We start from the raw sequence: 24,816 nt of genomic DNA on the forward strand, positions 1-24,816 counted from the left end.
CCCCAGGCGTTCGGCCTCAAGCCAGCCCGCCGGGCAACTTCTCTATCTTATGTCTTGCTTCGCGCCTGTCAAATCGGCGTTTCCGACGTGATGTCGGCTACAGCAGTCAATGACGACTTCGCGAAGCTAGATCGGCTGCTGTCGTTTGGCTTCAAGCCATCCCGCCCGGCAGCTCACTCAGTGTATGTCCTGTTCCGCCTCCGTCAAAATCGGCGTTTCCGGCGGGCCGATCGGCCGTGCTGAAGACGCTCGATCCGCCCGCCCGCCCGTCTGAGACTCACGCGCCGAGCGCGACCCGCAACTGCTCGACGGCCCAGTCGAGCTCGGTCACCCGCACGACCAGGGGCGGGGCGAAGCGCACCGTCTGCCCGTGCGTGTCCTTCGCGAGCACGCCCCGCGCAAGCAGTCGTTCGGCGACCTCGCGACCCGTCCCCACGGCGGGGTCGATGTCGATCCCCGCCCACAGTCCGGCGCTGCGCACCGCCGTGACCCCGTGACCGAGGAGCGCCGTGAGCTTCTGCTCGAGGTGTTCACCGAGCGCGAGGGCACGGGATTGGAACTCGCCCGACTCCAGCATCTCGACGACCCTCAGCCCGACCGCGGCGGCGAGCGGATTGCCGCCGAAGGTCGACCCGTGCTCACCCGGTCGGATGACACCGAGCACATCGCGATCGGCCACGACGGCAGACAGGGGCAGGATGCCGCCACCCAGCGCCTTGCCGAGCAGATAGACATCGGGCACGACCTGTTCGCGGTCACACGCGAACGTCGTGCCGACGCGGCCGAGCCCCGATTGGATCTCGTCGGCGATGAAGAGCACCCCGTGACGCGTGCATATCTCGCGGACCGCTCGCAGATACCCCTCGGGGGGCACGATGACACCCGCCTCGCCCTGTACGGGCTCGATCAGCACGGCGGCCGTGTGGGGTGTGATGGCCGCTTCGAGCGCCGCGGCATCGCCGAACGGCGCGTGCACGAAGCCAGGTGCGAACGGGCCGAAGCCATCGCGCGCCGACCGGTCATCGCTGAAGCCGACGATCGTTGTCGTGCGCCCGTGGAAGTTGCCGTGCGCGACGATGATCTCGGCCGCATCCGTCGGGATGCCCTTGACCCGCTCACCCCACGCCCGCGCGACCTTGATGCCGGTCTCGACTGCTTCGGCGCCCGTGTTCATCGGCAGCACGAGCTCTTTGCCGGCGAGTTCGGCCAGCGCCTCGGCGAAGACCCCGAGCCGGTCGTTGTGGTACGCGCGACTCGTGAGGGTCAGCCGTTCGAGCTGTTCGCGGGCGGCAGCCAGCAACGCCGGATGCCCGTGCCCGAAGTTGAGCGCCGAGTAGGCCGACAGCAGGTCGAGGTACCGCTTGCCCTCGACGTCGGTGACCCACGCGCCGTCGCCGCGCGCGATGACGACGGGCAGCGGGTCGTAGGTGCGCGCGACGTGCTCGGCCTCAGCGGCGATGATGGCCGCGGTCGTGGCATCCGTCAGGAACATTTCGGTGGTCATGACTCTCCCCCTCAGCGTCGCAGTTCGAGCGTGCAGCACTTGATGCCGCCGCCGCCCAGAAGCAGCTCCGACAGGTCGACGAGCACGGGGTGGTAGCCCCGTGCTCGCAGCTGCGCTTCGAAGCCCTTCGCGCGCGGCGAGATGATGACGTTGCGGCCGTCGCTGGCGGAGTTCAACCCGAAGACAGCGCCATCCTCGTCGGATACGCGGATCGCATCGGGGAAGCGCTCAGCGAGCACGCGCTGCGAGCGTTCATCGAAGGCGTGCGGCAGGTACGCGATGTTGGCGCGCTCGACGCCTCCGTCGCCTTCGACGGGGTCGAGCACTGTGAGCGCGGTGTCCAGGTGGTAGAACCGCGGGTCGACGAGGCCGAGCGAGACGACCTCCTTGCCGAAGACCTCGCCGAGCTCCCGGTGGCTGTCATCGGACGAGCGGAACCCCGCCCCGGCCAGAATCGTGTCGCCCACGAGCAGGAAGTCACCCTCACCCTCGTTCACCTCGCGCGGCTCGACGACGTCGAATCCGGCATCGCGGAACCAGTCCATGAACGCCGGCCCTTCGGGCACGCGCTCGGCGAAGCGGAACTTCGCACCGTAGGCGACGCCGTCCACGATGAAGCCGCCGTTGGCGGTGTAGACCATGTCGGGAAGGCCGGGCACGGGGTCGATCAGCTGCACGTCGTGACCGAGCGAGACATAGGTGTCATAGAGCGTCTGCCACTGCCGCACGGCGAGCGCCGTGTCGGTGGGCCGGGTGGGCTCCATCCACGGATTGATCGTGTAGCTGACCGTGAAGTGCTCGGGCCGGCACATGAGATACGTGCGGTGCTGCTGCATGCGGTTCACGGTGACGATGTCCTCGGGCACGGTGTTCGGCGTAGGCATGATGCTCCTTGCGGAATCCGGCGGACGCTGTCCACAGGCCCGGCGGGACTCGCAGAGGGGAGTCGGCGACACGGGCACGCCAGTGAATATTCTGACACGGCCGACCGGGCGGCGCCTGAGCGCCCGGTGTGTCGCATCACAACATCGCAACCCGTCGATTCTCGGATGCCGCCCGCTTTAGGATGCTTCGACCGTCACAGCCGACGGCACCCGAACACCGGAGCTCTCATGCGCAAGCGCTGGATCGCGCTCATCGTCGTCGCCGCCGTGCTCGTCGTCGCCCTCGTCGGCGGCTACTGGGCCGGCCGCAGCCTGTTCCATATGCCCACGGCGAAGGGCGTCGACTCGGTCATCGGCGAGATCGGCGGCGAGCGCGTGCTCGGCGTCTTCGCGCACCCCGATGACGAGCAGACGGTCAACGGCCTGTTCTGGCGGGCGAAGGACCGCGACGGCGCCTACACCGCCATGATGACGGCGACCGCCGGCGAGGCCGGACACCAGGTTCCCGTGGTGGCACGGCAGGATGACCTGGGCATCGTGCGTACGGCCGAAGCCCTCAAGAACAGCTTCAACCTCGGCGTCGATGAGCACGAGGTATGGGACTACCCCGACGGCGGCGTGCCCGACGTTTCCGAGGAAGAGCTCGTCGCCCGGCTCGTGGACACCATGAAGCGCGTGAAGCCGGACGTCGTCGTCGGCTTCTGGCCGGCCAGCGGCGCAACCGGCCACAAGGACCACATGCGGATGGGCCGCGTCACCGAGCTCGCGATCACAGAGCTCGCCGCCGAGGAAGGCCCGTACACAGGACCGGGTCACCTCGTCTACACGATCAGTCCGACCACGGCGCTGTCGCTCTTCGGCGGCGAACAGGGGGCGCTGGTCGTCGCGAACCAACCCGATCCCGAGTTCGCGATGTCGGCGGAGGTCGGCAAGAAGCACGAGGGCTGGGAGATCCATGCGTCGCAGGCGGACTACCTGCAGTCGGCGTACTCGCTGCCTGCATGGCTGGTCTACCTGCTGTGGGACGAGGAGTTCTACCACGTCCGCGATCTTCAGCAGGATCCGATCCGATGACGCCATCGACGCCGACCCTCGCGGTCTGAGATCCTGTGCCCATGGCCCGCCGATCCGCCGAGGAAACACGACGCCTCATCCTGGACGCCGCGCTGCAGCTGCTGTTGCAGCGCGGCGCCACCGCGGGTGTTCAGCACATCCGCCTGCAGGAGGTGCTGCGCTCGGTCAAGCTGACCACGGGGGCCGCGTACCGCATCTGGGCCGACCAGGACGAGTTCCATCGCGAGCTCGCCGTCGAGATGGTCAGGCTCCGGTTCGCCGAACCCGTCGCGAGCGCGTCGAACGCGATCCGCGACGTGCTCGAATCCGAGGGCACGATGAACGACGTCGTGCGCGCGGCGGCTCGGGATCACGTCACGTACGCGTCGCGGTTCCACCTGACGCCGAACTCCCGCGATTCCCACGCCTTCATCACGGCGCTCGCTCTGCGCACGGCCGCAAGGGCCCGGCCCGAGCTGCGCGAAGCGAGCGCCGAGCGCCATCGCGAATCGATCGAGTCCTTCGCGGTGTTCTATTCCGAACTGCTGCAGCGGTTCGGTTACCGGCTGCGCACGCCCTTCACGATCTTCGATTTCGCCGAAGCCATGGCCGCTCTCGGCGAGGGATACGCAGTGCGTGTCGCCGAGGGGCTGGATCACCCGGTCTACGTCATCCCTGATGATGCCGAGGCGCCGCCCGGAGAGTGGACGCTGTTCGGCATCTCGATCCTGGGACTTCTGTCGGCGTTCACGGTGCCCATCGAGACAACGGAGCATGCCCCGGCCGACCCGCGCTGAGGCGGACGACCGGGGCAGCTGGTCCCACTATTCGGACGAGCCGCACGAGACCGGAGCCCGGCGGCACGATTCGTCCCCCGGGACAATCGTCACCACTGGCATACGCGGCGTCCAGAAAGATAAGTTCTTTTCCTTCAGGACGCCGCGCACGCGTGCGGACGCGTCAGATGACGTCTTCCGACCACGGGTCGGCGTTGCCGAACCGGTGGGCGGTGATGGTGATCGACTGCTCGCGCAGGAACGGCAGCAGCTCGAGGCGTCCCGCCGTCGTGACCTCGTCGTGGTAGACCGCGACGTCGGGGTTGCCACCGGTCGCCTCGGCGATGCCGTGGCGCACCGCAGCGATGGCCTCGGGTGAGCCGACGAGGCGCACGCGCTCGACGGGCTCAGCGCCCTCGAGCGACGCGGCGATGCGCGAGGTCCACTCGGCGTCGGACTCGACCCAGACCGTGACGCCCACGTCCGACAGGACGCGGCGCACAGCCGGGGGCAGACCCACGGGCGTGGAGACCGTGAACGGGGCGCCGGCGCGGATGCCCGCGACGACGACGCGCAGCAGCGCCTGCCACGTGGCGTCACCCGTGGCGCGGACCGTGACGCCCGGGGCCGGACGGTAGCGGAACAGGTTGCGCTCGACGCCGAGGCGCGAGACGTCCTTGACCTGACCGAACTCGCGGTCCCACGCGATGGCGTCCGACAGGGCGCCGCGGCGCAGCCACTCGAACTCCTCGTAGCCCAGCGACGGCTGAGCCGCCTCGATGACCGAGGTGATGCGCGTGTCGAGGCCGCGCAGGTGCAGGGTCGCCGAGGTCGATCCCCCAGCCGATGCGCGCCACGATCCGAGTCCGATGAGGTAGTTCGGGCCACCGGCCTTCGTGCCTGCGCCGACCGACGAGCGCTTCCAGCCGCCGAACGGCTGACGTTGGACGATGGCACCCGTGATGCCGCGGTTGACGTACAGGTTGCCCGCCTCGACGCGGTCGAGCCACGTCGCGAGGTCGTCGGGGTTCTGCGTATACAGACCCGCCGTGAGGCCGTAGGCCACGGCGTTCTGCATCTCGATGGCCTCGCTCAGCGAGCTCGCGTGCATGATTCCCATGACGGGGCCGAAGAACTCCTCGCGGTGGAACCGCGAGCCGTTGCGCACGCCGGTGCGCACGCCGGGGGTCCAGAAGCGGCCCTCGTACTTCTCGGCATCCGCACCCTCGATCGTGATGCGCTCGGGCTTGACGAGCCACTGCTCGCCCTCGTCGAGGGTCGTCAGCGCCCACTTGAGCTTGCCCTGGGGAGCCTCGATGACGGGGCCCACCTCGCTCATGGGGTCGGTGGGCAGGCCCACACGCAGCGACCGGGTCGCGTCGACGACCTGGCGGGCGAAGCGCTTCGAGCGCGCGACGGGGCCGACGAGGATCGCCAGCGACGCCGCCGAGCACTTCTGGCCCGCGTGGCCGAAGGCGCTCTTGACGAGGTCGCCCGCCGCGAGGTCGAGGTCGGCCGACGGCATGATGATCATGGCGTTCTTGCCGCTGGTCTCGGCCAGGAGCGGCAGCTCGGGGCGCCACGAACGGAACAGCGCCGCCGTCTCCCACGCACCCGTGAGGATGACGCGGTCGACGTCGGGGTGCGAGAGCAGACGGCGACCGAGGTCGCCCTCGTCGATGTCGACGAGCGCGAGCACCTCACGGGGCACACCGGCCTTCCACAGCGCTTCGGTGACGACGGCCGCGCAGCGACGCGCCTGGGGCGCAGGCTTGAACACGACGGCCGAACCGGCCGCGAGCGCGGCGAGCACGCCACCGGCGGGGATGGCGACGGGGAAGTTCCACGGCGGCGTGACGACGGTGAGACGCTCCGGCACGAAGACGGCGCCGCTGACGCTGTCGAGTTCGCGCGCCGTCGCGGCGTAGTAATTGGCGAAGTCGACGGCCTCGCTCACCTCGACGTCGCCCTCGGCGAAGACCTTGCCCGTCTCGGATCCCGCGACCTCGATCAGGTCGCCACGCCGGGCTTCGAGTTCGCGCGCGGCGGCCTGCAGCACGGCGGCACGCTCTGCGGCGGGCTTGGCGCCCCACGCGGCGGCGGCGTCGCGCGCCTGGGTGATGATCGTCTCGAGCACGTCGGCGTCGTCGACGCGCGCGGCCTTGATGGTCTCGACGCCGGCGGTGGACTGCTCGACACGGCTGAGGATGTCGTTCGCCCAGTCGCGGTTGACCCCGAGTGCCGGGTCGCTGTCGGGTGCGTTCGCGAAGCCGGGGGCGCCCGCAGAGGGCTGGCCCGACTCGCGCGGCGCGTAGACGGCGGTCTCGACGTATGCGTCACCGGCGAACATCTGCGATTCGGCGGTGGGTTCGATCGGCGCCGTGTCGGCGGGCTCTGCACTGGCTGTGCGTGCAATGCCGAGCACGGCCTGAGTGAGGCCTTCCTCTTCGGCGGCGTTCTCGCGGCGAAGCGCCCGAGCGCCCGCACGCGTGAGGCCCTCGGCCGACTCGAGCGTGCGGTTCTGCGTGCGGTTCGGGCCGATCGCCAGGGTCGGGTCGACGGCGCGGGCGAGCGAGGCCGTGAAGCGGTCCTGCTCGCGCTGGAACATCGTCGCGTCGTCGGCGAGGTCGAACGCCGCCGAGAGGAAGTTCTCCTGGGATGCCCCCTCTTCGAGGCGTCGCACGAGGTAGCTGATCGCGACGTCGAACTCGTCGGGACGCACGACCGGGACGTAGAGCAAGACGGGACCCACATCACGGGACACCGCTTCAACCTGGCCCTGGGCCATTCCCAGCAGCATCTCGAAGTCGATGCCGTCACGCACACCGCGCTGGCCGGCGAGCAGCCAGGCGTAGGCGATGTCGAAGAGGTTGTGGCCGGCGACGCCGATCCGCACGGCGGCGGTGTTCTCGGGGTGCAGCGCCTCGTCGAGGCAGCGGATGTAGTTGGCGTCCGAGTCGACCTTGGTGTTGTAGGTCGCCAGCGACCAGCCGTGCACGGCCGCGTCGACGTGCTCCATCGCGAGGTTCGCGCCCTTGACGAGGCGGACCTTGATGGGCGCGCCGCCGTCGGCGACCCGCTGCTGAGCCCACTTCGTGAGGTCGCGCAGCGCCGGGGCGGCATCCGGCAGGTATGCCTGGAGCACGATCCCGGTCTCGAGCGACGTGAGCTCGGCGCGCTCGAGGATGCGCTTGTAGACCGCGATCGTCAGGTGCAGGTCGCGGTACTCCTCCATGTCGAGGTTGATGAACGTGCCGTTGGATGCTGCCGTGAAGTACAGCGGCAGGAGACGATCGACGACCAGGTCGACGACGTCATCGAACGCCCACATCGAGATGTGGCTTGCGATCGCCGAGACCTTGACCGACACGTAGTCGACGTCGGGGCGGCGGATGAGCTCGTGGATGCCCTCGAGGCGACGCAGCGCTTCGCTCTCGCCGAGCACGGCCTCGCCGAGCAGGTTGATGTTGAGGCGGGCGCCGGACTCGCGGATCTTCGCGATCGCCGGGCCGAGCTTCTCGGGCCGCGCGTCGATGATCAGGTGCCCGACCATCTCGCGCAGAACACGCCGCGCGATCGGCACGACGGGCGAGGGCAGGATGGGCGCCACGGCGCCACCGAGCTGTACGGCGGAGCGCAGGTACCACGGGAGGAAGTTCGGCACGAGCGGCGCGACCCGCTTGAGGTTCGTGGCTGCGGCCGTCAAGCTCTCGGGGCGCATCACACCGTCGACGAAGCCGAGCGTGAAGGGCAGGCCATTGGGGTCTTTCAACACCCCCGCGAGGCGCTCGGCGGAGGGGTCGACATCCGCTCGAGCGGCTTCTTCCACCCATCGCTTTGCAAGGGCGATGGAATCAGCGGCGATATCTATCGTCACGTCGTTGCTCACTATCTTTCAACTCCCGGAAGGCAGGGTCGACCACGCCCGGCACACGGGCTTCAACTCCTCAACTGTGCGGCATCCGACCCGTTGGAAAAAGTGGCCATCTATAATCAATACCGTTCTAGAAGTGCCACGAATGGTGGGGGCCATGTTCGAACTTCGACGCTTACGGATGCTGCATGAGTTATCGCTGCGCGGAACGCTGGCGGCCGTGGCCGAAGCGTTGTCGTACAGCCCTTCGACGATCTCTCAGCAGCTCGCGCTGCTGGAGCGCGATGCGGGGGTGCGCCTCATGGTTCCCGAGGGGCGCCGCGTGCGCCTGACCGAGCAGGGCAGAGCCCTCGCGGCGCACGCCGCGCGGGCTCTCGATCTCGAGGAGAGCATCCGCGCCGAGCTCGAGACGATCGAGCCGGGCATCGCACCCGTGCGCATCGCGATCATGCAGACCGCCGCGCTCTCCCTCGCCCCGTCGCTCTTGCGCATCGTCGCCGAGCGGGAGCCCGCTCTGCGGATCGACATGGCCCAGGTGCCGCCCGAAGAGGGCTTGTTCGAGCTCGAGGCCCGCGGCTTCGACCTCGTCGTGGCCGAGCAGTACCCCGGGCACACGCGTGAGCACCGGTCCGGGCTCGAGCGCGATGTGCTCGGCAGCGACCCCGTGCGCATTGCACTGCCGCCCGACGACCCCGCGACATCGCTCGCCGATCTCCGCGATCGCGTGTGGGTCATGGAGCCCACGGGGACGGCCGCACGACAGTGGGCCGTGCAGCAGTGCCGCGCCCTGGGCTTCGAGCCCGAAGTCCGCTTCGAACTGCCCGATCTCGTGTCGCACGTGCGGCTCATCTCGGCCGGCTACGCGGTGGGCATCCTGCCCGACCTGCTGTGGGCGGACCCCGCCTCGCCCGTCAAGCTCCTCGACCTGCCCGGGTCACCCACGCGCGAGGTATTCACATCGGTGCGCTCCTCGTCGACGGCGCATCCGCACATCCGTGCCGTGCGCCAAGCGTTGCGCGACGCTTACACCGAGACGGCAGCGCGCACGGCGGACCAGCCGTTCACGCCGACGCAGCCGGGCGACGCCTAGGTGTGATGTCCAGGCAGGTTGTCGAGTCTTCTGATCGGCGCCGAGCCGATTGCGGAGGGTCGCCTGTGGTGATTGTAGAAGTGGATCCACCTGGGCAGGGCGGCGCGACGCTCGGTCTCTGACGGGTAGAACTTGGCATATGCCCAGCCGTCGGCGAGGGTGCGATGGGAGCGCTCTATCTTCCCGTTCGTCTGCGGCCGGTACGGGCGGGTCCGTTTGTGCTGGATGCCGAGGTCTGCGCAGGCGTCGCGGCACGCGTGTGAGCGATAGCAGGCACCATTGTCGGAGAGCCCGCGTTCGACGGTGACGTTCCGGTCGTGGAACCAGGCCGTGGCGCGGCGCGGCGCAGGACGCTGATCGCGGTCTCGGATCGCTCATCAGCGTGCATCTCGACGTATGCGACGCGCGAGTGATCGTCCACGACGGTATGCAGGTAGCCGATCCCGAGCCGGGGCTGATGGAGGGCGTTGCGGTTCACGCCAGTCATCGCGTGCCGGTTCCGGGTGCCCGCGGCACGGCCGAGGAAGCGATGCCCGCCACCGTCCGGGATGTTGCCGAACTTTGTGACATCGACGTGGATCAGCGAGCCGGGATAGTCATGCTCATACCGACGGATCGGCTCACCGGTGACCCGGTCGATTCGGCTGAGCCGGTTGATGCGGCAACGCACGAGCAACGGTTGACGGCGCCAGGCCCAGCTCGCCCGCGATCCAACCGGTCCGAGCCGGCGTCGCCACCTCGCGCGCACGATCCGCTTGACCAGCGGGAGCGGCGTCTTGGTCGGCATCGAGCGCGGGCGGCTGGACCGGTCCTGCATTCCCGCGACGCCCTCAGAGCGCCATCGAGCCGCCCACTTCCGCGCGGTCACGGTCGAGGCCATGTACCCCAGGAGGTCGAGATCGGTGGGCAGCGTGCGCACGCGCACCCGTCCGACGGCGCGGGGGTCGATGAGTCCGTTCCGACGCACGAGGAGCTTCGTTCGCAGGATCGTCAGGAGGGTGCGCCAGATCACGTTCACGAGGAGCGATGCTGGGCGAATCAGGCGGATTTCGTGTCCTCGCGCGGCCAGCGTAGAGTCTGGCCATGGAAGCCGAAAGCCAGACAGACGTCGTTGTCCGTCCGGTCCGCGACGTCGACGCCGAAGCACTCGGTCGCGTCCACGCCACGTGCTGGCACGAGACCTACGACCACCTCATCAGTAAGGCGAACCTCGAGAAGATCTCGCCCCGCCGGATGGCGGAGCTGTGGACCCACTGGGCTGCGCAGGGTCCCGAGTTCACCATGACAGCCGCGCTCGTCGACGGCGAGATCGTGGGCTTCGCCGGTTCCGGACCCGCCCGCGACAAGGACGCCCCCGCGTTCCGCGAGCTCTATTTCATCTATCTGCTGAGCGCCTATCACGGCACGGGCATCGGCCAGAAGCTCTTCGACTCGGTCACCGCGAAGGACGAGCCGCTTTACCTCTGGGTCGCCGAAGACAACCCGCGTGCGCACAGGTTCTACGAGCGCAACGGGTTCACGCTCGATGGCGCCGCTCACACCGAGCCCTTCCTCGGTGAGATGCTCACCGAGGTGCGGTTCGTCCGCTGACCCACGGTGTTGCAGGTCTGGGCCCTAGCGGGCATTCCCGAGATCACCCCGGGAACGGATCTCGTCGCGGTCGTCGGGGATGCCGCGGGCGACACCCTCGCCGACGGTGACATCGTCGTCGTGACGTCGAAGATCGTGTCCAAGGCCGAAGGCCGAATCATCTCGGCCGACGACCGCGAAGATGCCATCACGGCGGAGACCGTTCGCACTGTCGCGACCCGCACGGCGCGGTTCGGTCACCGGACGCGCATCGTGCAGAACCACCTCGGCATCGTCGCGGCAGCCGCCGGCGTCGACGCATCGAACACCCCCGAAGGCACGGTGCTTCTGCTGCCGGTCGACCCGGATGCCTCGGCGCGAGCCCTCGCCCAGGGGCTGCGCGCCCGTCTCGGCGCCCGGGTCGGCGTCATCATCACCGACACGCTCGGCCGCGCGTGGCGCGAGGGTCAGACCGATGCGGCGATCGGTGCGGCGGGGGTTCACGTCTTCGAGGACCTGCGCGGCCAGACCGACGCTGAGGGCCGCGAACTCGTCGTCACTCAGCCGTGCGTCGCTGACGAACTCGCCGCGGCGACCGACCTCGTCAAGGGCAAGGCGTCGCGGCTGCCCGTCGCCGTCGTGCGCGGTCGCGCCGACCTCGTCGGCCCGCTCGATCTTCCCGGCGCGCGCTCGATCGTGCGCCCGCTCGAGCGTGACATGTTCCGCCTCGGCGCCGACGAAGCCTATGCCGAGGGGTTCGCCGCGGGAGCGGCATCCGTCTGAAGCCGGGACAGGTCTCAGCCGGCGAGGTAGGCGAGTTGCGCGGTCGTCGAGGCCTCGGCGGCGAAGCGCACGGCGGGAGCGATCTGCGGGTAGACCCGGTCGGTGACGGCAGCCACCGTGTCGGCGTCGGTCGCCGCGGACATGCCGAGGTCCGCCAGCGCCTGCTGGACCTCGTGCAGGCGCTGGCGCCGGTGCTCGAGGTAGCGACGAGCCGTGGTGGCCAGGTCGGGGAGGACCGGGCCGTGCGCGGGAAGCGCGAGGGTGCCGGCGCCTGTGAGCTGCAGGGTGTCGAGCGACGAGAGGTAGGCGCCGAGCGAGCCATCAGGGTGGGCGATGATGGTCGTGCCGCGCCCGAGGATCGTGTCGCCGGTCAGCACCGACGCGGTCGGGAAGGCGTCGAGCGTGGTGTCGTCGGGCAGCCGCAGGCACACCGAGTCCGCCGTGTGACCCGGCGTGTGCAGCGCCTCGATCCGCAGGCCCGCGACCTCGAGCAGCTCGCCGGGCTGCAGGGCCGCGGCGCCCTGACAGAGGGCCTGATCCCACGCGCGCACCGGGGCGCCCGTCCGCCGGGCGAGTTCGGGGGCGGCCTCGACGTGGTCGATGTGGTGGTGCGTGAGCAGAATGAGCTCGACAGGACCCTCGGCCGTGATCCGTGCGAGGTGGTCGTCATCGAGCGGACCCGGGTCGACCACGACGGCGCCCGTGGCGCCGGGAGCGCGCAGGACGTACGTGTTCGTGCCGTTGAGCGTCATCGGCCCCGCGTTGGGCGCGAGGATCCGTGTTGTGAGCGCGCTCGTCACCGCCCTGATCGGCAGCGCGTCGGCGGCCATCAGCGCGAGCTGACCTTGCCGAACAGGCGCGCGATCGGGGCCAGGACGAGCGGGCGCGCGGCGACCCAGGCGATCGCGATGACAGCCATCGAGGCGACGAAGAACCAGAACCCGGTCCAATTCTCGGCATAGGCGTTGGGGTCCGTCGACCCCAGTGCCGCATACATGTGGTTCAGGTTGCGCAGGGCTCCCGTCGCGAACACGAGGAAGACGTGGATCGCGATGAACACGACGAAGTACAGCATCACCGGGAAGTGCACGGCACGCGCCCACTCGACCGGGTAGAGCCGGTTGAGGGTCTTGGCCTTCTTGGGCCAGATGCCCGACATGCGGACGCCCGTGATGATGGCCAGCGGCGCAGCGATGAACACGGTCGTGAAGTACGCCAGCTGCTGCACGCTGTTGTAGTTGACCCACCCGTTTTCGGTCGGCCAGTCGAGCGAGATGTACTGCAGGATGGCCGAGAGGGCGTTGGGGAAGACTTCCCAGCTCGTCGGGATGATCCGCATCCACTGCCCCGAGACGAACAGCAGCACGACGAAGACGACGCCGTTGACGACCCACAGGATGTCGAGCGACTGGTGAAACCACAGGCTCAGGCTGATCTTGCGCTTGCTGTTCGTGCGCGGCGACCAGAAGGCGGTCGGACGCTTCTCGGTGCGCACCCGCAGACCCGACCGGATGATCAGCACGATGAGGAAGACGTTGAAGAAGTGCTGCCACCCCAGCCAGGCGGGGAACCCGACCGGCGCGCCCTCGGGCAGGTGGTACTCGCCGGGGTAGGCGGCGAGGAAGTCCTGCAGCGGTTCGAGTGAGAGCAGCCACCGCACGGCGACGACGGCCATTCCGGCGGCGAAGAGCAGACCGGCGCCGGCGACGAGCACCGCACCGGCCCACTGACCGCGGGTGAACGCTCCGATGCGCTCGGGCTCGGGAGCCGTCGCGACGACACCCGAGCGGCGCTGACGCTCGAACTCCTGCGCCGCGGCGCCCTGCCACACCGTGCGGGTGAAGGGCAGCGGCACCGAGACATCGCGAACGGATGCCGCGGGCACGACATCACCGACAGGTGCCGGCGCGGCGGTATCGGGCGCGGTGGTCTCGGCCGCCGTGTTCTCGGGCGGCGTGGCCTGAGGCGCTTCCACTGTGGTGACGGCGGTGTAGTCCGCGGGGGGCCAGGGGTCTCCGCCTGCTACGCGCGGCAATCCGCGCCGCACGGCGTGCGAGGTGGCGCCGGATGCCGACGGGCTCGCTGCCGCAGCCGGAGCGGCCGCGCTCGGTGCTGCCGGCGCCGGCGATTCCGCCGCCGACGGCTTGTCGGTCGCGGCCGGGGCGGCGGCGCCTGTAGCAGGGGTGGTCGGCGCCGGGGCGGCGGCCGGTGCCGCGGAGGCGGCGGGGGCAGCGGCGGCGCCTGCTGCGGCGAAGGATGCCGGGGGCCACGGCTCGCCGCCGGCGACGCGCGGCAGTCCACGGCGCACGGAGCGCGCAGCAGAGGCCACGGGCGTCGCGGCAGCCGCGGACGCTGGTTCATGTGCCGCAGAACGCTCGTCGGCAGCATCCGAAGCAGCAGATTGCGGCAACTCAGTCTCGGGCGCCGGAGCCGAGGCCGAGGCCGCGGCGACGTCCCGCGTCACCGCGCGCTCTTCGGCGACCGCGGGAGCGGCGGCGGCAGCGGGCGCCACGTCGGCCGTCGGCGCCGCAGCCGGGGAGCCGCCCTCTACCGGCGCTTCGCCGGCGGGAGGCCAGGGGTCTCCGCCGGGCCGCCGCGGAAGCCCACGACGAATCGTGCGCCCGAAAGTCGCCACGGGTTACGCCTTCTTCTTCGCCTCGAGGGCGGCGATCAGCTGCGGAACGACCGTGAACAGGTCGCCCACGACGCCGAAATCGGCGATCTCGAAGATGGGGGCGTCGCCGTCTTTGTTGATCGCGACGATCGTCTTGGCCGTCTGCATGCCCGCCTTGTGCTGGATCGCACCCGAGATGCCCAGAGCGACATAGAGCTGCGGCGCGACCGACACACCGGTCTGGCCCACCTGGAACGACTGCGGCACGTAGCCCGCATCCACCGCTGCGCGGGACGCGCCCACGGCGGCGCCGAGCGCATCGGCGAGGTCGTTCACGAGCTCGAACTTCTCTGCCGACCCCAGGCCACGACCACCCGAGACGACCTTGGCCGCACCGCGCAGTTCGGGGCGGGACGACGCCACGACCGCTTCCTGCAGGTCGCCGAACGTCGCCGACGCACGGCCGGATGCCGCAACCTCGAGCGTCTCGACCGTCGGCGAAGCGACCGCCTCGGCGCGCGTGTCCACGGCGCCCTGGCGGATCGTGATGACGGGTGCTCCGAAGGTCACGGCCGAATCCACGTTGTACGCACCGCCGTACACGGAGTGCCGCGCCACGACGCCCTCATCGTCGCGACCGACGCCGACGGCATCGGCGGCGATCCCGGAGCGGGTGCGGGCTGCGAATCGCGCCGCCGCCTCACGGCCCTCGACCGAGTGCGACAGCAGAACGGCATCGGGCTGCACGCGAGCGGCAGCCGCCGTGAGCGCGTCGACCCGGTCACCGGATGCCACGAGCACCGATGCCGCACCGAGCGCAGCGGCATCCTGCGCGAGCTTCTCGTCGCCGATCACCAGCGCGACGGGCGTTCCCACCTCAGACGCCGCGCCGAGCAGTCCCGCCGACGACTTCGCCAGCTCGCCCGAGGGCATCGTGTCGAGGAAGACCAGAATCGAATCCGCAGCAAACGCCATCTCAGTTCCTCACACCAGTCGGTTCTGCACGAGGAATTCCGCGAGCTTCTCGCCCGCATCGCCCTCATCGACGATCTTGACCCCCGCTTCACGCGGCGGCTTCTCACTCAGGCCGACCACGATCGACCGCGACGCGTCTGCGGCGAGCGCCTCGATACCGAGGTCAGCCAGCGACAGCGTCTCGAACGGCTTCTTCTTCGCCGCCATGATGCCCTTGAAGTTGGGGAACCGCGCGTCCGGCAGCGCCTCGGTGATCGAGATGACCGCCGGGAACGTCGCGGAGACGTCGACCGTGCCGGCATCCGTCGCACGAACGCCCGACACCGAGCCGTCGCCGATCTCGACCGACGAGAGGTTCAGTGCGGCCGGAGCATCGAGCATCTCGGCGATCATCGCCGGCACCATGCCTCCCGAACCGTCCGTCGACTGGTTGCCCGCGATGACCAGGTCGAACCCGATCTTCTTGAGCGCCGCGGCGAGGACCTCAGCCGTCAGGACCATGTCGGCGCCGAGCAGCTCTTCGTCGATGACCTGCACGGCAGAGGCCGCGCCCATCGCGAGTCCCTTGCGCACGGTCGCCTGCGCCGACTGGGGCGCCATCGACAGCACCACGACCTCGGTGTCCGCATTCTTATCGGCGTACGACAGGGCCACCTCGAGCGAGCGCTCACCGATCTCATCGAGAACAGCCTCGGACGCGGCACGATCTGCCAAGCCCGTCTCAAGACTCAGCTTGCGGTCACCATAGGTGTCCGGTACTTCCTTGACCAGGACGACGATCTTCATCGAACACACTCCTCACACCTGCGCCGAGTCTATCTGCGGTTTATCTGCGTATCCAATCGAGGGCGATCTGCGGGGATCCCGCCGCATAACCCGACCGTGTGTATACATTGAGGCGAATTCCGGGGATGATCCGCCCGACCGGTACCGTGGACTCAGGAGGACACCCATGGCCAGACGCGGACCGTTGCCGGTCGATCCCATCGCTGAAGCCAAGCGTCAGTGGATCTCGCACGGGTGGACGGATGCCGCCGCCGGAATGTCCGCCGTCACGAGCATCATGCGCGCGCAGCAGCTCATGCTGGCGCGCATCCACACGACGCTCAAGCCCTTCGGGCTGTCCTTCGCGCGCTACGAGATGCTGCGGCTGCTCGCCTTCACCCGTGAAGGACGGATGCCGATGGCCAGCGCGATCGCGAGATTGCAAGTGCACCCGACGAGCGTCACGAACACCGTCGACCGGCTCGTGCGCGACGGCTTCGCCGAGCGCGAGCCCCACCCCGAGGACGGCCGCGCCGCGATGCTCGTGCTCACCGGAACCGGGCGCGAACTCGTCGAGCGTGCGACGGCTGCGCTGAACACCTCGGTCTTCGAGAGCCCCGGCCTCGGCGACGACGACACGGCCGAACTCGTGCGCATCATCGCCCGGCTGCGCAAGGCGTCGGGCGACTTCACCGATCCTCGGCCGCTTCCCGACCCCCTGTGAGCCGACCCGCGGGTCAGCGGTGCCGGAACTCCGGCGCGCGCTTCTCGCGGAACGCCGACATGCCTTCGCGCTGGTCGTCGGTGTCGAACAGCGACGAGAAGACGTGCTTCTCCAGACGCAGGCCCTCGGCGAGCGGCGTCTCCAGCGCCGCATCCAGCACGGACTTCGCCGCGTACAGCGACGGCAGCGACTTCGACGCGATGGTCTCCGCCAGCTTCGACGCTTCGTCGAGCAGGTCGGCGGCGGGCACGACGCGCGAGGCGAGGCCGGAGCGCTCGGCCTCGTCGGCACCCATCATGCGCCCCGAGAGGATGAGGTCGGCCGCTTTGTAATAGCCGACGGCGCGCTGGAGCCGCTGCGACCCGCCCATACCGGGGATGACGCCGAGGTTGATCTCGGGCTGACCGAACTTCGCGGTGTCGGCGGCGAGGATGATGTCGCACATCATCGCGAGTTCGCAGCCCCCGCCGAGCGCGAAGCCCGAGACGGCGGCGATGACGGGCGTGCGGACGGCGGCGAAGTCTGCCCAGCCGCCGAAGTGGTCGCCGATCAGGATGTCGAGTCCGGACATCGACTCCATCTCTTTGATGTCCGCGCCCGCCGCGAATGCGCGCTCCGAGCCCGTCAGCACGATCGCCCCGATGCCGCTATCGGCATCGAAGGCGGAGGCCGCGGCGACGACCTCACGGCACACCTGCGTGTTGAGCGCATTGAGCGCTTCGGGGCGGTTCAGGGTGATCCAGCCGACGCGGCCGCGCGTCTCGACGAGGATCGTTTCGTACTCGCTCATGGGGGGTCCTCCATCGGATGTCCTCGTTCGATCATGTCGCACGAGATGGGCAGGTGGGTATTCCTCCCCATAGGGAGCACGGCGCGGCCTCGGTTAGCCTGTGTGTCGACCGGGGGACTCCCGGCGCACACACGAAGGGGTGGATGATGGCTGACTTCAAGGCTTCCTATGGCGAGATGGACGCGATGGCGGGCAAGCTCGAGACCGGTCGCGAAGAGATCGGTGACGTGCTTCGTCGCCTCAAGGCCGACGTCGATCGCCTACTGGGCGACGACTTCAAGACCGAGCACGCCTCGGGCAAGTTCGGCGAGGGCTACAACGAGCTCACGACGGGTCTCGAGAAGGCCATCGAGGGCATCAGCGACATGGGCGAGTCGCTGCGCAAGATGATGCAGGCCATCAAGGACACCGACCAGGCACTCGCCGGCAACTGATCGCCGAGTCGGCGACGCGCACGGAAGGAGGCCGGTTGTGCCCGACATCTATCTGAACATGCAGGAGCTCGACGAGGTCGTCGCCGGGCTCGACGCCTCGATCGCGGAGTTCGACGAGGCGACGACGGTGTCCCGCGGCATCCAAGACGCCATCGGCCGACCGGACGGTCGCGGGTCGCTGCGCGGACGCGCCGCCGACTTCGAGAACGACTGGAACAACACCCGCGACGATCTGAAAGAGAACCTCGATCAGATCCGCAAGCACCTGCAGGACATCATCGACGGCTGGCGCAATTGGGATGCCGAGGCCGCCGCCGCGATGCAGTCCAACGGAGCCGACAACGATCCCGCGCTTCATCAGCCACGGTAAGGACGCACACCCGTGACTCTCACCTCACCACAGCACAATGTGCTGCGCCGCCTCGAAGGCACTCCGTCCGACATCGACCGGTACGGAAACGACCTGAAGGATGCCGCACGCGCCATGCGGAGCACTGCGACGCAGCTGCGCAGGATCAGCGAGGGCACGCGGCAGATCGCCGAGTCCGTCGATGCCGTCCGCGAGGTCGCCGGGGAAACGCATCCCGAGCTCACCAAGGCGGCGACGCGCTACAGCCGCACCGGCACCGCGTTGACGACCTACGCCGGCAAGCTCGAGACGGCGCAGGACGCGATCCACCCGCTCATCCCGAAGATCGAGTCGGCGCATCAGACGGTGCAGACCAAGCGCCACGAAGAGCGCGAAGCCGAGTCTCGGGTGCGCGATCACGCGTTCCAGATGCCGTGGGAGGCCGACGTCACCGACGCTCAGAAGCAGCAGGCGCTGACGGACCAGACAACAGCGCGGTCGGCGACCGAGACCGCCGAGGGCACGCTCGAATCGCTGTGGGGCAGCTTCGACCGGTCGTTCTCGACGTGGTCCGGCGCCTACGACGAAGCGGTGAACGGCATCGAGGACGCCTTCGACGCCGCCGACAACAACGACGCGTGGGGCGAGGACCTGCTGCCCGTGCTCGGCTGGATCGCCGTCGGGCTGGCCGTGGTCGCGCTGTTCGTGACGGGGCCGATCGCCCTCGCGATCGCCGCGATCGGCGCGGTCATCGGCCTTGTCATGCTCACGATCAACGCGTTGAAGTTTGCCAAGGGCCGCGGCAACTGGCTCGACCTCACGATGTCGATCGTCGGCATCATCCCGTTCGCGAGACCCCTCATCCAGGGGATGCGCGGCGGCCTCGCGGGGCTCCGGGGCACGTCGGCGCTGTTCTCGACCGGTCGCGCCGTGCTGCGTCAGTCGGTGCGCTCGACGTTCCCCCGGTTCGGCTACGCGCCGATGTCGGGCGGAGTCTTCTCGCGGGTCGGTGCGGCGGGCCAGAACACGTGGAACGCCACGAAGAACGCCTGGTACGGCACGCGGTCGTGGGTGCGCAGCAACAGCCTGCTCGGCCGATTCTCGATGCGCGACTTCTTCGTCGACCGCCCGATCATGAACGCCTTCCGCGGCGGGCACAACTCGGTCACGAGCTTCTCGAACTTCCTCTTGCGCAACGAGGGCACGGTCGGCAACGCCGCGGCCGCGTGGGCGCGCAGCGGGTCTGTCGCGGGCATGGCGCCCTCGTCGGCCGCGCAGATCGCGAGCCGTTTCGAGTTCGCCGGCACATGGATCGCGAACAGCGACTTCATCGGCTCGAGCGTGTCGGAGCGATTCAACTCGTTCCGAGGAGCATTCGCGCAATGAGCCCGCGGTCCCGGCAGTTCGCGTATGAGTTCGTCGACGACGCGGACCGACGCCGCGAGAAGCGCCTCGGGCTCGTGTGGCTGCCGATGTCGATCGGCCTACTCGCCTCGCTGCTGTTCATCATCATCACCGTGGTGAACTTCCTCGCTTCGGGCATCCCCGATCTGCAGAGCGGATCGAGGGCGTGGGAATCGGACGTCGCGTTCCCCCTCATCCCGCTTCCCTCGTGGCTCACGATCACGGTGGGCTTCCTGCCGCTCGTCACGGCGGTCCTCATCTGGCCACTCGTCGACAAACGGCACGCGCCGCTCGTGAGCAACACGATCCTGTACACCGCGACGGTCTTCCTGCTGCTGCCGGTCTTCTTCGCGCTGACCTACACCGAGCCGAGCCCGTTCACGGACGGCGACCGCACGATCGGCTGGCACTGGCTCGCGATCCCCGTCGTCGTGGTCGCGCTCATCGCGCTCATCATCCGGCGCGTGACCCTGCGCCCCTCCCCCGTGCCCGAAGAGCCGGAGGACCCGTTCTTCGAAGAGGCCGTTGCCCTCCGCCGCCGCGCGCGGAACAGCCGCCGACACCGCGAGACACTCGAATCCGATCTTGCCGATGTCGCCGCGCGGCGCGCGGCAGCGGGCATGACGGGACGAGAGCTGTGAGCGATCAGGGTGCACGCGGCATCGGCTTCTCGATGCTGTTCCCCCCGGGGTGGCAGGAGTTCCGGCCCGATATCGAGAGCGAGAAGGCCCTCACCGAGCTGGCCACCGCGGGTGCGCGTGACGTCGGCCGCGCCGACGTCGTGATGGCCATCCGCCAGCACGTCCATCGCATGTTCGAAGGCCTGCGCCGTCGGCGTGCGGTCGGGGTGCACCTGCCCGTCGCCGTGCCGAACGACCTCACCGTGCCCGCGTCTCTCACGGTCGTCCCCGTGCAGGTCACGGCCGGTTCGACGCTGGACCGCGCCGTCTCGGGGCTCGCGACGGGCCAAACGCCCGAGCCCGTCGACGTCGACGGCACGCGGTGGTACCGGTGGATCGATCGCCAGGACACGCTCGAGGGGTCTGACGAGGCCGGCTCGACGACGATCCACTACGTCATCCCCCGCCCCGACGACGCCGCCGAGGCCACGGCGGGTCTGCACCTGCTCTTCGCCATCACGATGCTCGCCGAAGACCGCGACAGCGAGTTCGCCCACGCACTCGAAAGCCTCGGTCACGGCATCATCGGAACCTTCGCGTGGGGGCAGCGCACATGACCGAGTACATCATCGACCTCAACGAGAACGACTGGCTGGGAGTGCCCCCCGGGTTCCCCTATCTGCAGTGGGCGGATGCCGCGGCCTGGGCCGCTGATCTCGCGGCCGCCGCCGTGCCCGATGACGCCGAGCAGCGCGCCGTGTTCGAGGCGATGGCACTGAGCGTCGCGTCCGAGAGGCCGCCGCAGGTCGATCAGGCGCTGTGGTTCGCGCCGCTTGACGGACGAGGCATGGGAGTCGCCTACCTCAGCGTCTTCGAGCAGGACTCCGAGACGCCCCCCGTCGCCGACCTCGCGGTGCTCGGGCTGGATTCGCCCACACCGGTGCAGGTCACCAAGCACACCTCGGTCCCGTTCGGCGAAGTCGTGCAGTCCGCCGCGACGATTCGACTCTCCGACGTCGGCGGGGCTCCGGGCGACGGCGTCGCGGGAAGCATCCGGACCGTCGGCATCGCGGGCGGGCTCGTGTTCATGCTCAACGCGGTCGATGAGAACCTCGATGTGCTCGCGATGATGCAGGAGCCTCTGCTCGAGGTGATGGAGGGGATCCGCCTCCTGCAGGGCGAAGACGATCTCGACCGCGCGGTCGCCCGCATCCTCAGCGGCGACACCTGACGCCTCCCGCTGCTAGCGCAGCACCTCGCGCCCGATGATGACGCGCATGATCTCGTTCGTGCCCTCGAGGATCTGGTGCACGCGCAGGTCACGCACGACCTTCTCGATGCCGTAATCCTGCAGGTAGCCGTAGCCTCCGTGCAGCTGGAGAGCGCGGTTGGCGATGTCGAAGCCGGCATCCGTCGCGTAGCGCTTGGCCATGGCACACTGCATGGCCACGTCGGGAGCGTGGGCGTCGATGGCGGCTGCGGCATCGCGTACGAGGGCGCGCGCGGCGCGCAGCTCGGTGGCCATGTCAGCGAGGGCGAACTTGATGCTCTGCTTCTCGGCGATGGGCTCGCCGAACGTGAAGCGCTCCTTGACGTAGCGGATCGCCTGGTCGAGCGCCCACTGGGCTCCGCCGAGTGAGCAGGCCGCGATGTTGATGCGGCCGCCGTTGAGGGCCGACATCGCGATGCGGAAGCCGTGACTCTCGCCGCCGAGCACGTTCGCGGCGGGGACGCGCACCTCATCGAGGATGACCTGGCGCGTCGGCTGCGCCTTCCAGCCCATCTTCTTCTCGGTGGCGCCGAACGACAGTCCGGCCGCGTCGCCCGGCACGAGGAAGGCGGTGATTCCGCGCGCTCCCGCGCTGCCTGAGCTCGTCGAAGGGTCGGTACGCGCCATAACGACATAGACGGATGCCTCGCCCGCACCCGAGATGAACTGCTTGACGCCCGTCAGCACGAACTCGTCGCCGTCGCGGATGGCGCTCGTCGTGATCGCGGCAGCGTCGGAGCCCGCTCCTGGCTCGGTGAGGCAGTACGCGCCGAGGTCGCCCATCGTCGTCAGGCGCGGCAGCCATTCGGTGCGCTGGGCGTCGTCGCCGTAAGTGTCGATCATCCAGGCGACCATGTTGTGGATCGTCATGTAGGCGGCCATCGTCGGGTCGCCGTACGCGAGGGCCTCGAAGATCTCGACCGCTTCGGCGCGGCCGAGGCCAGCGCCACCGACGTCTTCGCTCACGTAGATGCCGCCGAGGCCGAGCTCACCGGCGCGGTGCAGCACGTCGCGCGGAAAGTGGGACCGCTCATCCCAGTCCAGGGCGTGCGGAGCGAGTTCAGCCTGCGCGAATTCGCGTACGGCGTCGAGGATCGCCTCGCGCTCGTCGGCGGTGAGCGTGCTCGCCATGCTCGTGGTGGACATCGACGTCTCCTTCCTGCACAGCCGAAGGAGACGTTGTGAGTCGATTCGGCAGCAGATCACGTGCCGACTGCGGCACGGTGATCACTTTACATGGAAGACCTAATAACTAGGCGGGGGGCCTGTCATTACCGAGGTGACGTCACATGCCCCGCTGCGAAGTCACGGGCATACGCTTCGAAGCGCCTGACCTCTTCGACGATCTCGCGACAGTGCTCGGCGAATTCGCGCGCGGCGGGCGTCGGCTTGATCGACCGCCCATCCGGCACGAACAGCCTCACGCCCAAGCTCCGCTGCAACCAGCTCATCTGGCGGGAGACCGCGGCGGCCGAGTAGCCGAGCGCGCGAGCTGCCCCGACGACGGATCCATGGTCCATGACGGCCACGAAGGTCTTGAGCACGGGCAGGTTGGCGATCATCGCGGCCTCCTGGGATAGCGCAGCCGGAGAACGACCGTTGTCCGCGGCGCCCCCATGCTAACATTTGAGCAAGCGCTTGATTTATGGAGGACACATGAACCGTGCGAAGGATGCCGCGACGATGCCCGACTTCGTCGAGTACTTGATCGTCGGCGCGGGCGTCTGCGGACTCTGCCAGCTGCAGAAGCTCGTCGACATGGACGTCGATGTCCTGCTCGTGGACGCCAACGCCGACCTCGGCGGCACGTGGTTCAAGAACCGCTACCCCGGCTGCCGCTTCGACTCGGAGTCGTACACCTACCAGTACTCGTTCTCGAAGGAGATGCTCGAGGAGTGGGACTGGTCCGAGCGCTTCGCCGCCCAGCCCGAGACCCTCTCGTACCTCAACTACTTCGCAGACAAGTTCGATCTGCGACCCCACATCCGCTACAACTTGTCGGTCGTCTCGATGCAGTGGCTCGAAGACGAGCTGCTCTGGGCCGTCGGCTTCGCCGACGGCCGCACGATCAAGGCCCGGTTCCTCCTCTCGGCGATCGGCATCCTCTCGGCGCCGACCTATCCCCGCATCGACGGCATGGACACGTTCGAGGGCGTCGCCGTCCACACGTTCGACTGGCCCGAAGACCTCGATGTCACCGGCAAGCGCGTCGCCGTCATCGGCACGGGAGCGAGCGGTGTCCAGGTGATCACGGACATCGCCCCGCACGTGGACCAGCTGTACGTCATGCAGCGCGGCGCCAACTGGGGCGCTCCGCTGGGGAACAGCCCCATCTCGCCCGAAGAAATGGCCGACTTGCGCTCGCGCTACGACGAGATCTTCCAGTGGTGCAGCGAAACACCCGCGGGGTTCATCCACCGGCCGAGCCGCGAACTCAGCACGGACGTCACCCGCGAGGAGCGCCTCGCGCGCTGGCACGAGCTGTACAACGGGTCGGGTGCCGGCATGTACATGGGCAACTACCGCGACACGATGATGAAGGAAGAGCCCAACGCCGAGCTGTCGGAGTTCATCGCCGAACGCATCCGCGAGCGCGTGCAGGATCCGCGCATCGCCGAGATCCTGATCCCGAAGGATCACGGCTTCGGCACGAAGCGCGTCGCCGGGGAGTCCGGCTACTACGAGGTCTTCAACCGCGACAACGTCGAGCTCGTCGATCTCAAGGCGACGCCCATCACCGAGATCACACCCCGCGGCATCCGCTTCGGCGAGACCTCGGGCCGGCAGCCGATCGACGTCGACGTCATCATCTACGCGACGGGATTCGACGCCGTGACGGGGCCGTTCGACAAGATCGACATCGTCGGTGCAGACGGGCTGCGCCTGCGCGACAAGTGGGCCGCCGGTCCGATCACATGCTTCGGCGTGCAGGTCACGGGCTTCCCGAACCTGTTCATCCTCGCGGGCCCGCAGTCAGGCTCGGCGTCGGCGAACTTCCCGCGCGGCATCGAGGACGTCGTGAACTGGATGACGGGCTTCATCCGCGTCATCGAAGCCGACGGCATCGTGCGCGTCGAAGCGCGCGCCGAGGCGGAAGCCGAATGGACCGAGCACGTGCACGACATCAACGCGAAGATGCTCATGTCCAAGACGCGCTCCTGGTTCAACGGCCACAACAAGAACCTCGATCGCGACGACGCGCCGCGCGCGATGGTCTATCTCGGCGGCGGGCCCCGCTTCCGTCGGCGTCTCACCGAGGAGTCCGAGAACGGCTATCCGAGCTTCGACGTCGAACACGCCTCCGTCGGCGCGAGCCGCTGACCCCGGGGCGAGGATGT

Annotated in this window: 24 protein-coding genes and 1 pseudogene; 14 read left to right on the top strand and 11 right to left on the bottom strand. The window is 68.9% G+C overall.

The window, feature by feature from the left end; all coding sequences use genetic code 11:
- Window positions 1–243: hypothetical protein (locus AC25YV_RS08660; RefSeq protein WP_488123445.1), on the top strand; the 243-nt coding region annotated here is incomplete at its 5' end.
- A 34-nt stretch (window positions 244–277) separates the two neighbouring features.
- Here AC25YV_RS08660 and rocD read toward each other — a convergent pair.
- Window positions 278–1,504, bottom strand: coding sequence for an ornithine--oxo-acid transaminase (gene rocD, locus AC25YV_RS08665; protein WP_488123446.1), 1,227 nt, complete (start codon window positions 1,502–1,504; stop codon window positions 278–280).
- Window positions 1,505–1,515: 11 nt separating this feature from the next.
- The gene (gene ddaH / locus AC25YV_RS08670) at window positions 1,516–2,388 is read right to left on the bottom strand and encodes a dimethylargininase (protein WP_488123447.1); all 873 of its coding nucleotides are present in this window, start codon (window positions 2,386–2,388) and stop codon (window positions 1,516–1,518) included.
- A gap of 228 nt (window positions 2,389–2,616) precedes the next feature.
- On the opposite strand from ddaH, the gene AC25YV_RS08675 reads away from it, so the two are divergent.
- A complete protein-coding gene (locus tag AC25YV_RS08675; protein ID WP_488123448.1) occupies window positions 2,617–3,462 on the top strand; it encodes a PIG-L deacetylase family protein in 846 nt (281 codons plus the stop codon).
- 41 nt (window positions 3,463–3,503) lie between these two features.
- Window positions 3,504–4,238 (top strand): hypothetical protein, encoded by a 735-nt coding sequence (locus tag AC25YV_RS08680; protein WP_488123449.1) that lies wholly within the window; start codon window positions 3,504–3,506, stop codon window positions 4,236–4,238.
- A gap of 163 nt (window positions 4,239–4,401) precedes the next feature.
- Here AC25YV_RS08680 and AC25YV_RS08685 read toward each other — a convergent pair whose 3' ends face one another.
- Window positions 4,402–8,094 (bottom strand): proline dehydrogenase family protein, encoded by a 3,693-nt coding sequence (locus AC25YV_RS08685; protein ID WP_488123450.1) that lies wholly within the window; start codon window positions 8,092–8,094, stop codon window positions 4,402–4,404.
- A 154-nt stretch (window positions 8,095–8,248) separates the two neighbouring features.
- Here AC25YV_RS08685 and AC25YV_RS08690 point away from each other — a divergent pair, with 154 nt between their 5' ends.
- Entirely contained in the window at window positions 8,249–9,181 is a 933-nt protein-coding gene (locus AC25YV_RS08690; RefSeq protein WP_488123451.1) for a LysR family transcriptional regulator, read from the top strand.
- On the opposite strand, the pseudogene AC25YV_RS08695 reads toward AC25YV_RS08690, so the two are convergent.
- Window positions 9,178–10,106: pseudogene (locus AC25YV_RS08695) on the bottom strand (IS481 family transposase). The gene AC25YV_RS08690 and the pseudogene AC25YV_RS08695 overlap by 4 nt on opposite strands.
- 158 nt (window positions 10,107–10,264) lie before the next feature.
- Here AC25YV_RS08695 and AC25YV_RS08700 point away from each other — a divergent pair.
- Both AC25YV_RS08700 and AC25YV_RS08705 read left to right on the top strand, forming a co-directional pair.
- A complete protein-coding gene (locus AC25YV_RS08700) occupies window positions 10,265–10,771 on the top strand; it encodes an N-acetyltransferase family protein (protein ID WP_488123452.1) in 507 nt (168 codons plus the stop codon).
- Window positions 10,772–10,777: 6 nt separating this feature from the next.
- A complete protein-coding gene (locus AC25YV_RS08705) occupies window positions 10,778–11,533 on the top strand; it encodes a coenzyme F420-0:L-glutamate ligase (protein WP_488123453.1) in 756 nt (251 codons plus the stop codon).
- Between the two features lie 14 nt (window positions 11,534–11,547).
- Here AC25YV_RS08705 and AC25YV_RS08710 read toward each other — a convergent pair whose 3' ends face one another.
- From AC25YV_RS08710 to AC25YV_RS08725, 4 genes are read right to left on the bottom strand one after another with little or no spacing between them, the layout of a single operon-like run.
- On the bottom strand, window positions 11,548–12,363 hold the full coding sequence (locus tag AC25YV_RS08710) for an MBL fold metallo-hydrolase (protein WP_488123454.1): 816 nt from the start codon (window positions 12,361–12,363) through the stop codon (window positions 11,548–11,550).
- The gene (locus AC25YV_RS08715) at window positions 12,363–14,168 is read right to left on the bottom strand and encodes a cytochrome b/b6 domain-containing protein (RefSeq protein WP_488123455.1); all 1,806 of its coding nucleotides are present in this window, start codon (window positions 14,166–14,168) and stop codon (window positions 12,363–12,365) included. The genes AC25YV_RS08710 and AC25YV_RS08715 overlap by 1 nt, the downstream gene beginning before the upstream one ends.
- A 3-nt stretch (window positions 14,169–14,171) precedes the next feature.
- The gene (locus AC25YV_RS08720) at window positions 14,172–15,122 is read right to left on the bottom strand and encodes an electron transfer flavoprotein subunit alpha/FixB family protein (RefSeq protein ID WP_488123456.1); all 951 of its coding nucleotides are present in this window, start codon (window positions 15,120–15,122) and stop codon (window positions 14,172–14,174) included.
- Window positions 15,123–15,131: 9 nt separating this feature from the next.
- Window positions 15,132–15,908, bottom strand: coding sequence for an electron transfer flavoprotein subunit beta/FixA family protein (locus tag AC25YV_RS08725; protein WP_488123457.1), 777 nt, complete (start codon window positions 15,906–15,908; stop codon window positions 15,132–15,134).
- Between the two features lie 166 nt (window positions 15,909–16,074).
- On the opposite strand from AC25YV_RS08725, the gene AC25YV_RS08730 reads away from it, so the two are divergent.
- Entirely contained in the window at window positions 16,075–16,611 is a 537-nt protein-coding gene (locus AC25YV_RS08730) for a MarR family winged helix-turn-helix transcriptional regulator (protein WP_488123458.1), read from the top strand.
- 13 nt (window positions 16,612–16,624) lie between these two features.
- On the opposite strand, the gene AC25YV_RS08735 is transcribed toward AC25YV_RS08730, so the two are convergent.
- On the bottom strand, window positions 16,625–17,401 hold the full coding sequence (locus AC25YV_RS08735; protein WP_488123459.1) for an enoyl-CoA hydratase: 777 nt from the start codon (window positions 17,399–17,401) through the stop codon (window positions 16,625–16,627).
- A gap of 146 nt (window positions 17,402–17,547) precedes the next feature.
- Here AC25YV_RS08735 and AC25YV_RS08740 point away from each other — a divergent pair, with 146 nt between their 5' ends.
- The 6 genes from AC25YV_RS08740 to AC25YV_RS08765 are packed head-to-tail and all read left to right on the top strand — an operon-like array spanning window position 17,548 to window position 21,439.
- Window positions 17,548–17,835, top strand: a complete 288-nt coding sequence (locus tag AC25YV_RS08740) for a WXG100 family type VII secretion target (protein WP_488122753.1) — start codon at window positions 17,548–17,550, stop codon at window positions 17,833–17,835.
- Window positions 17,836–17,872: 37 nt separating this feature from the next.
- Window positions 17,873–18,205 (top strand): hypothetical protein, encoded by a 333-nt coding sequence (locus AC25YV_RS08745; protein WP_488123460.1) that lies wholly within the window; start codon window positions 17,873–17,875, stop codon window positions 18,203–18,205.
- A gap of 12 nt (window positions 18,206–18,217) precedes the next feature.
- Entirely contained in the window at window positions 18,218–19,570 is a 1,353-nt protein-coding gene (locus AC25YV_RS08750; protein ID WP_488123461.1) for a hypothetical protein, read from the top strand.
- Window positions 19,567–20,229: a hypothetical protein gene (locus AC25YV_RS08755; protein ID WP_488123462.1), complete on the top strand. Its 663-nt coding sequence runs from the start codon at window positions 19,567–19,569 to the stop codon at window positions 20,227–20,229. The genes AC25YV_RS08750 and AC25YV_RS08755 overlap by 4 nt, the downstream gene beginning before the upstream one ends.
- A complete protein-coding gene (locus AC25YV_RS08760) occupies window positions 20,226–20,825 on the top strand; it encodes a hypothetical protein (protein ID WP_488123463.1) in 600 nt (199 codons plus the stop codon). Before AC25YV_RS08755 ends, AC25YV_RS08760 begins: the two co-directional genes overlap by 4 nt.
- Window positions 20,822–21,439 (top strand): hypothetical protein, encoded by a 618-nt coding sequence (locus AC25YV_RS08765; protein ID WP_488123464.1) that lies wholly within the window; start codon window positions 20,822–20,824, stop codon window positions 21,437–21,439. The genes AC25YV_RS08760 and AC25YV_RS08765 overlap by 4 nt, the downstream gene beginning before the upstream one ends.
- A 12-nt stretch (window positions 21,440–21,451) precedes the next feature.
- On the opposite strand, the gene AC25YV_RS08770 is transcribed toward AC25YV_RS08765, so the two are convergent.
- Together AC25YV_RS08770 and AC25YV_RS08775 are read right to left on the bottom strand one after the other, a co-directional pair.
- Complete coding sequence (locus AC25YV_RS08770) at window positions 21,452–22,624, bottom strand: acyl-CoA dehydrogenase family protein (protein WP_488123465.1); 1,173 nt, start codon at window positions 22,622–22,624, stop codon at window positions 21,452–21,454.
- Window positions 22,625–22,749: 125 nt separating this feature from the next.
- Window positions 22,750–23,040, bottom strand: coding sequence for a LysR family transcriptional regulator (locus AC25YV_RS08775; RefSeq protein ID WP_488123466.1), 291 nt, complete (start codon window positions 23,038–23,040; stop codon window positions 22,750–22,752).
- 94 nt (window positions 23,041–23,134) lie between these two features.
- Here AC25YV_RS08775 and AC25YV_RS08780 point away from each other — a divergent pair, with 94 nt between their 5' ends.
- Complete coding sequence (locus tag AC25YV_RS08780) at window positions 23,135–24,799, top strand: flavin-containing monooxygenase (RefSeq protein ID WP_488123467.1); 1,665 nt, start codon at window positions 23,135–23,137, stop codon at window positions 24,797–24,799.
- Window positions 24,800–24,816 lie beyond the last annotated feature (17 nt).

The organism is Microbacterium sp. Y832 (genome assembly GCF_057669765.1).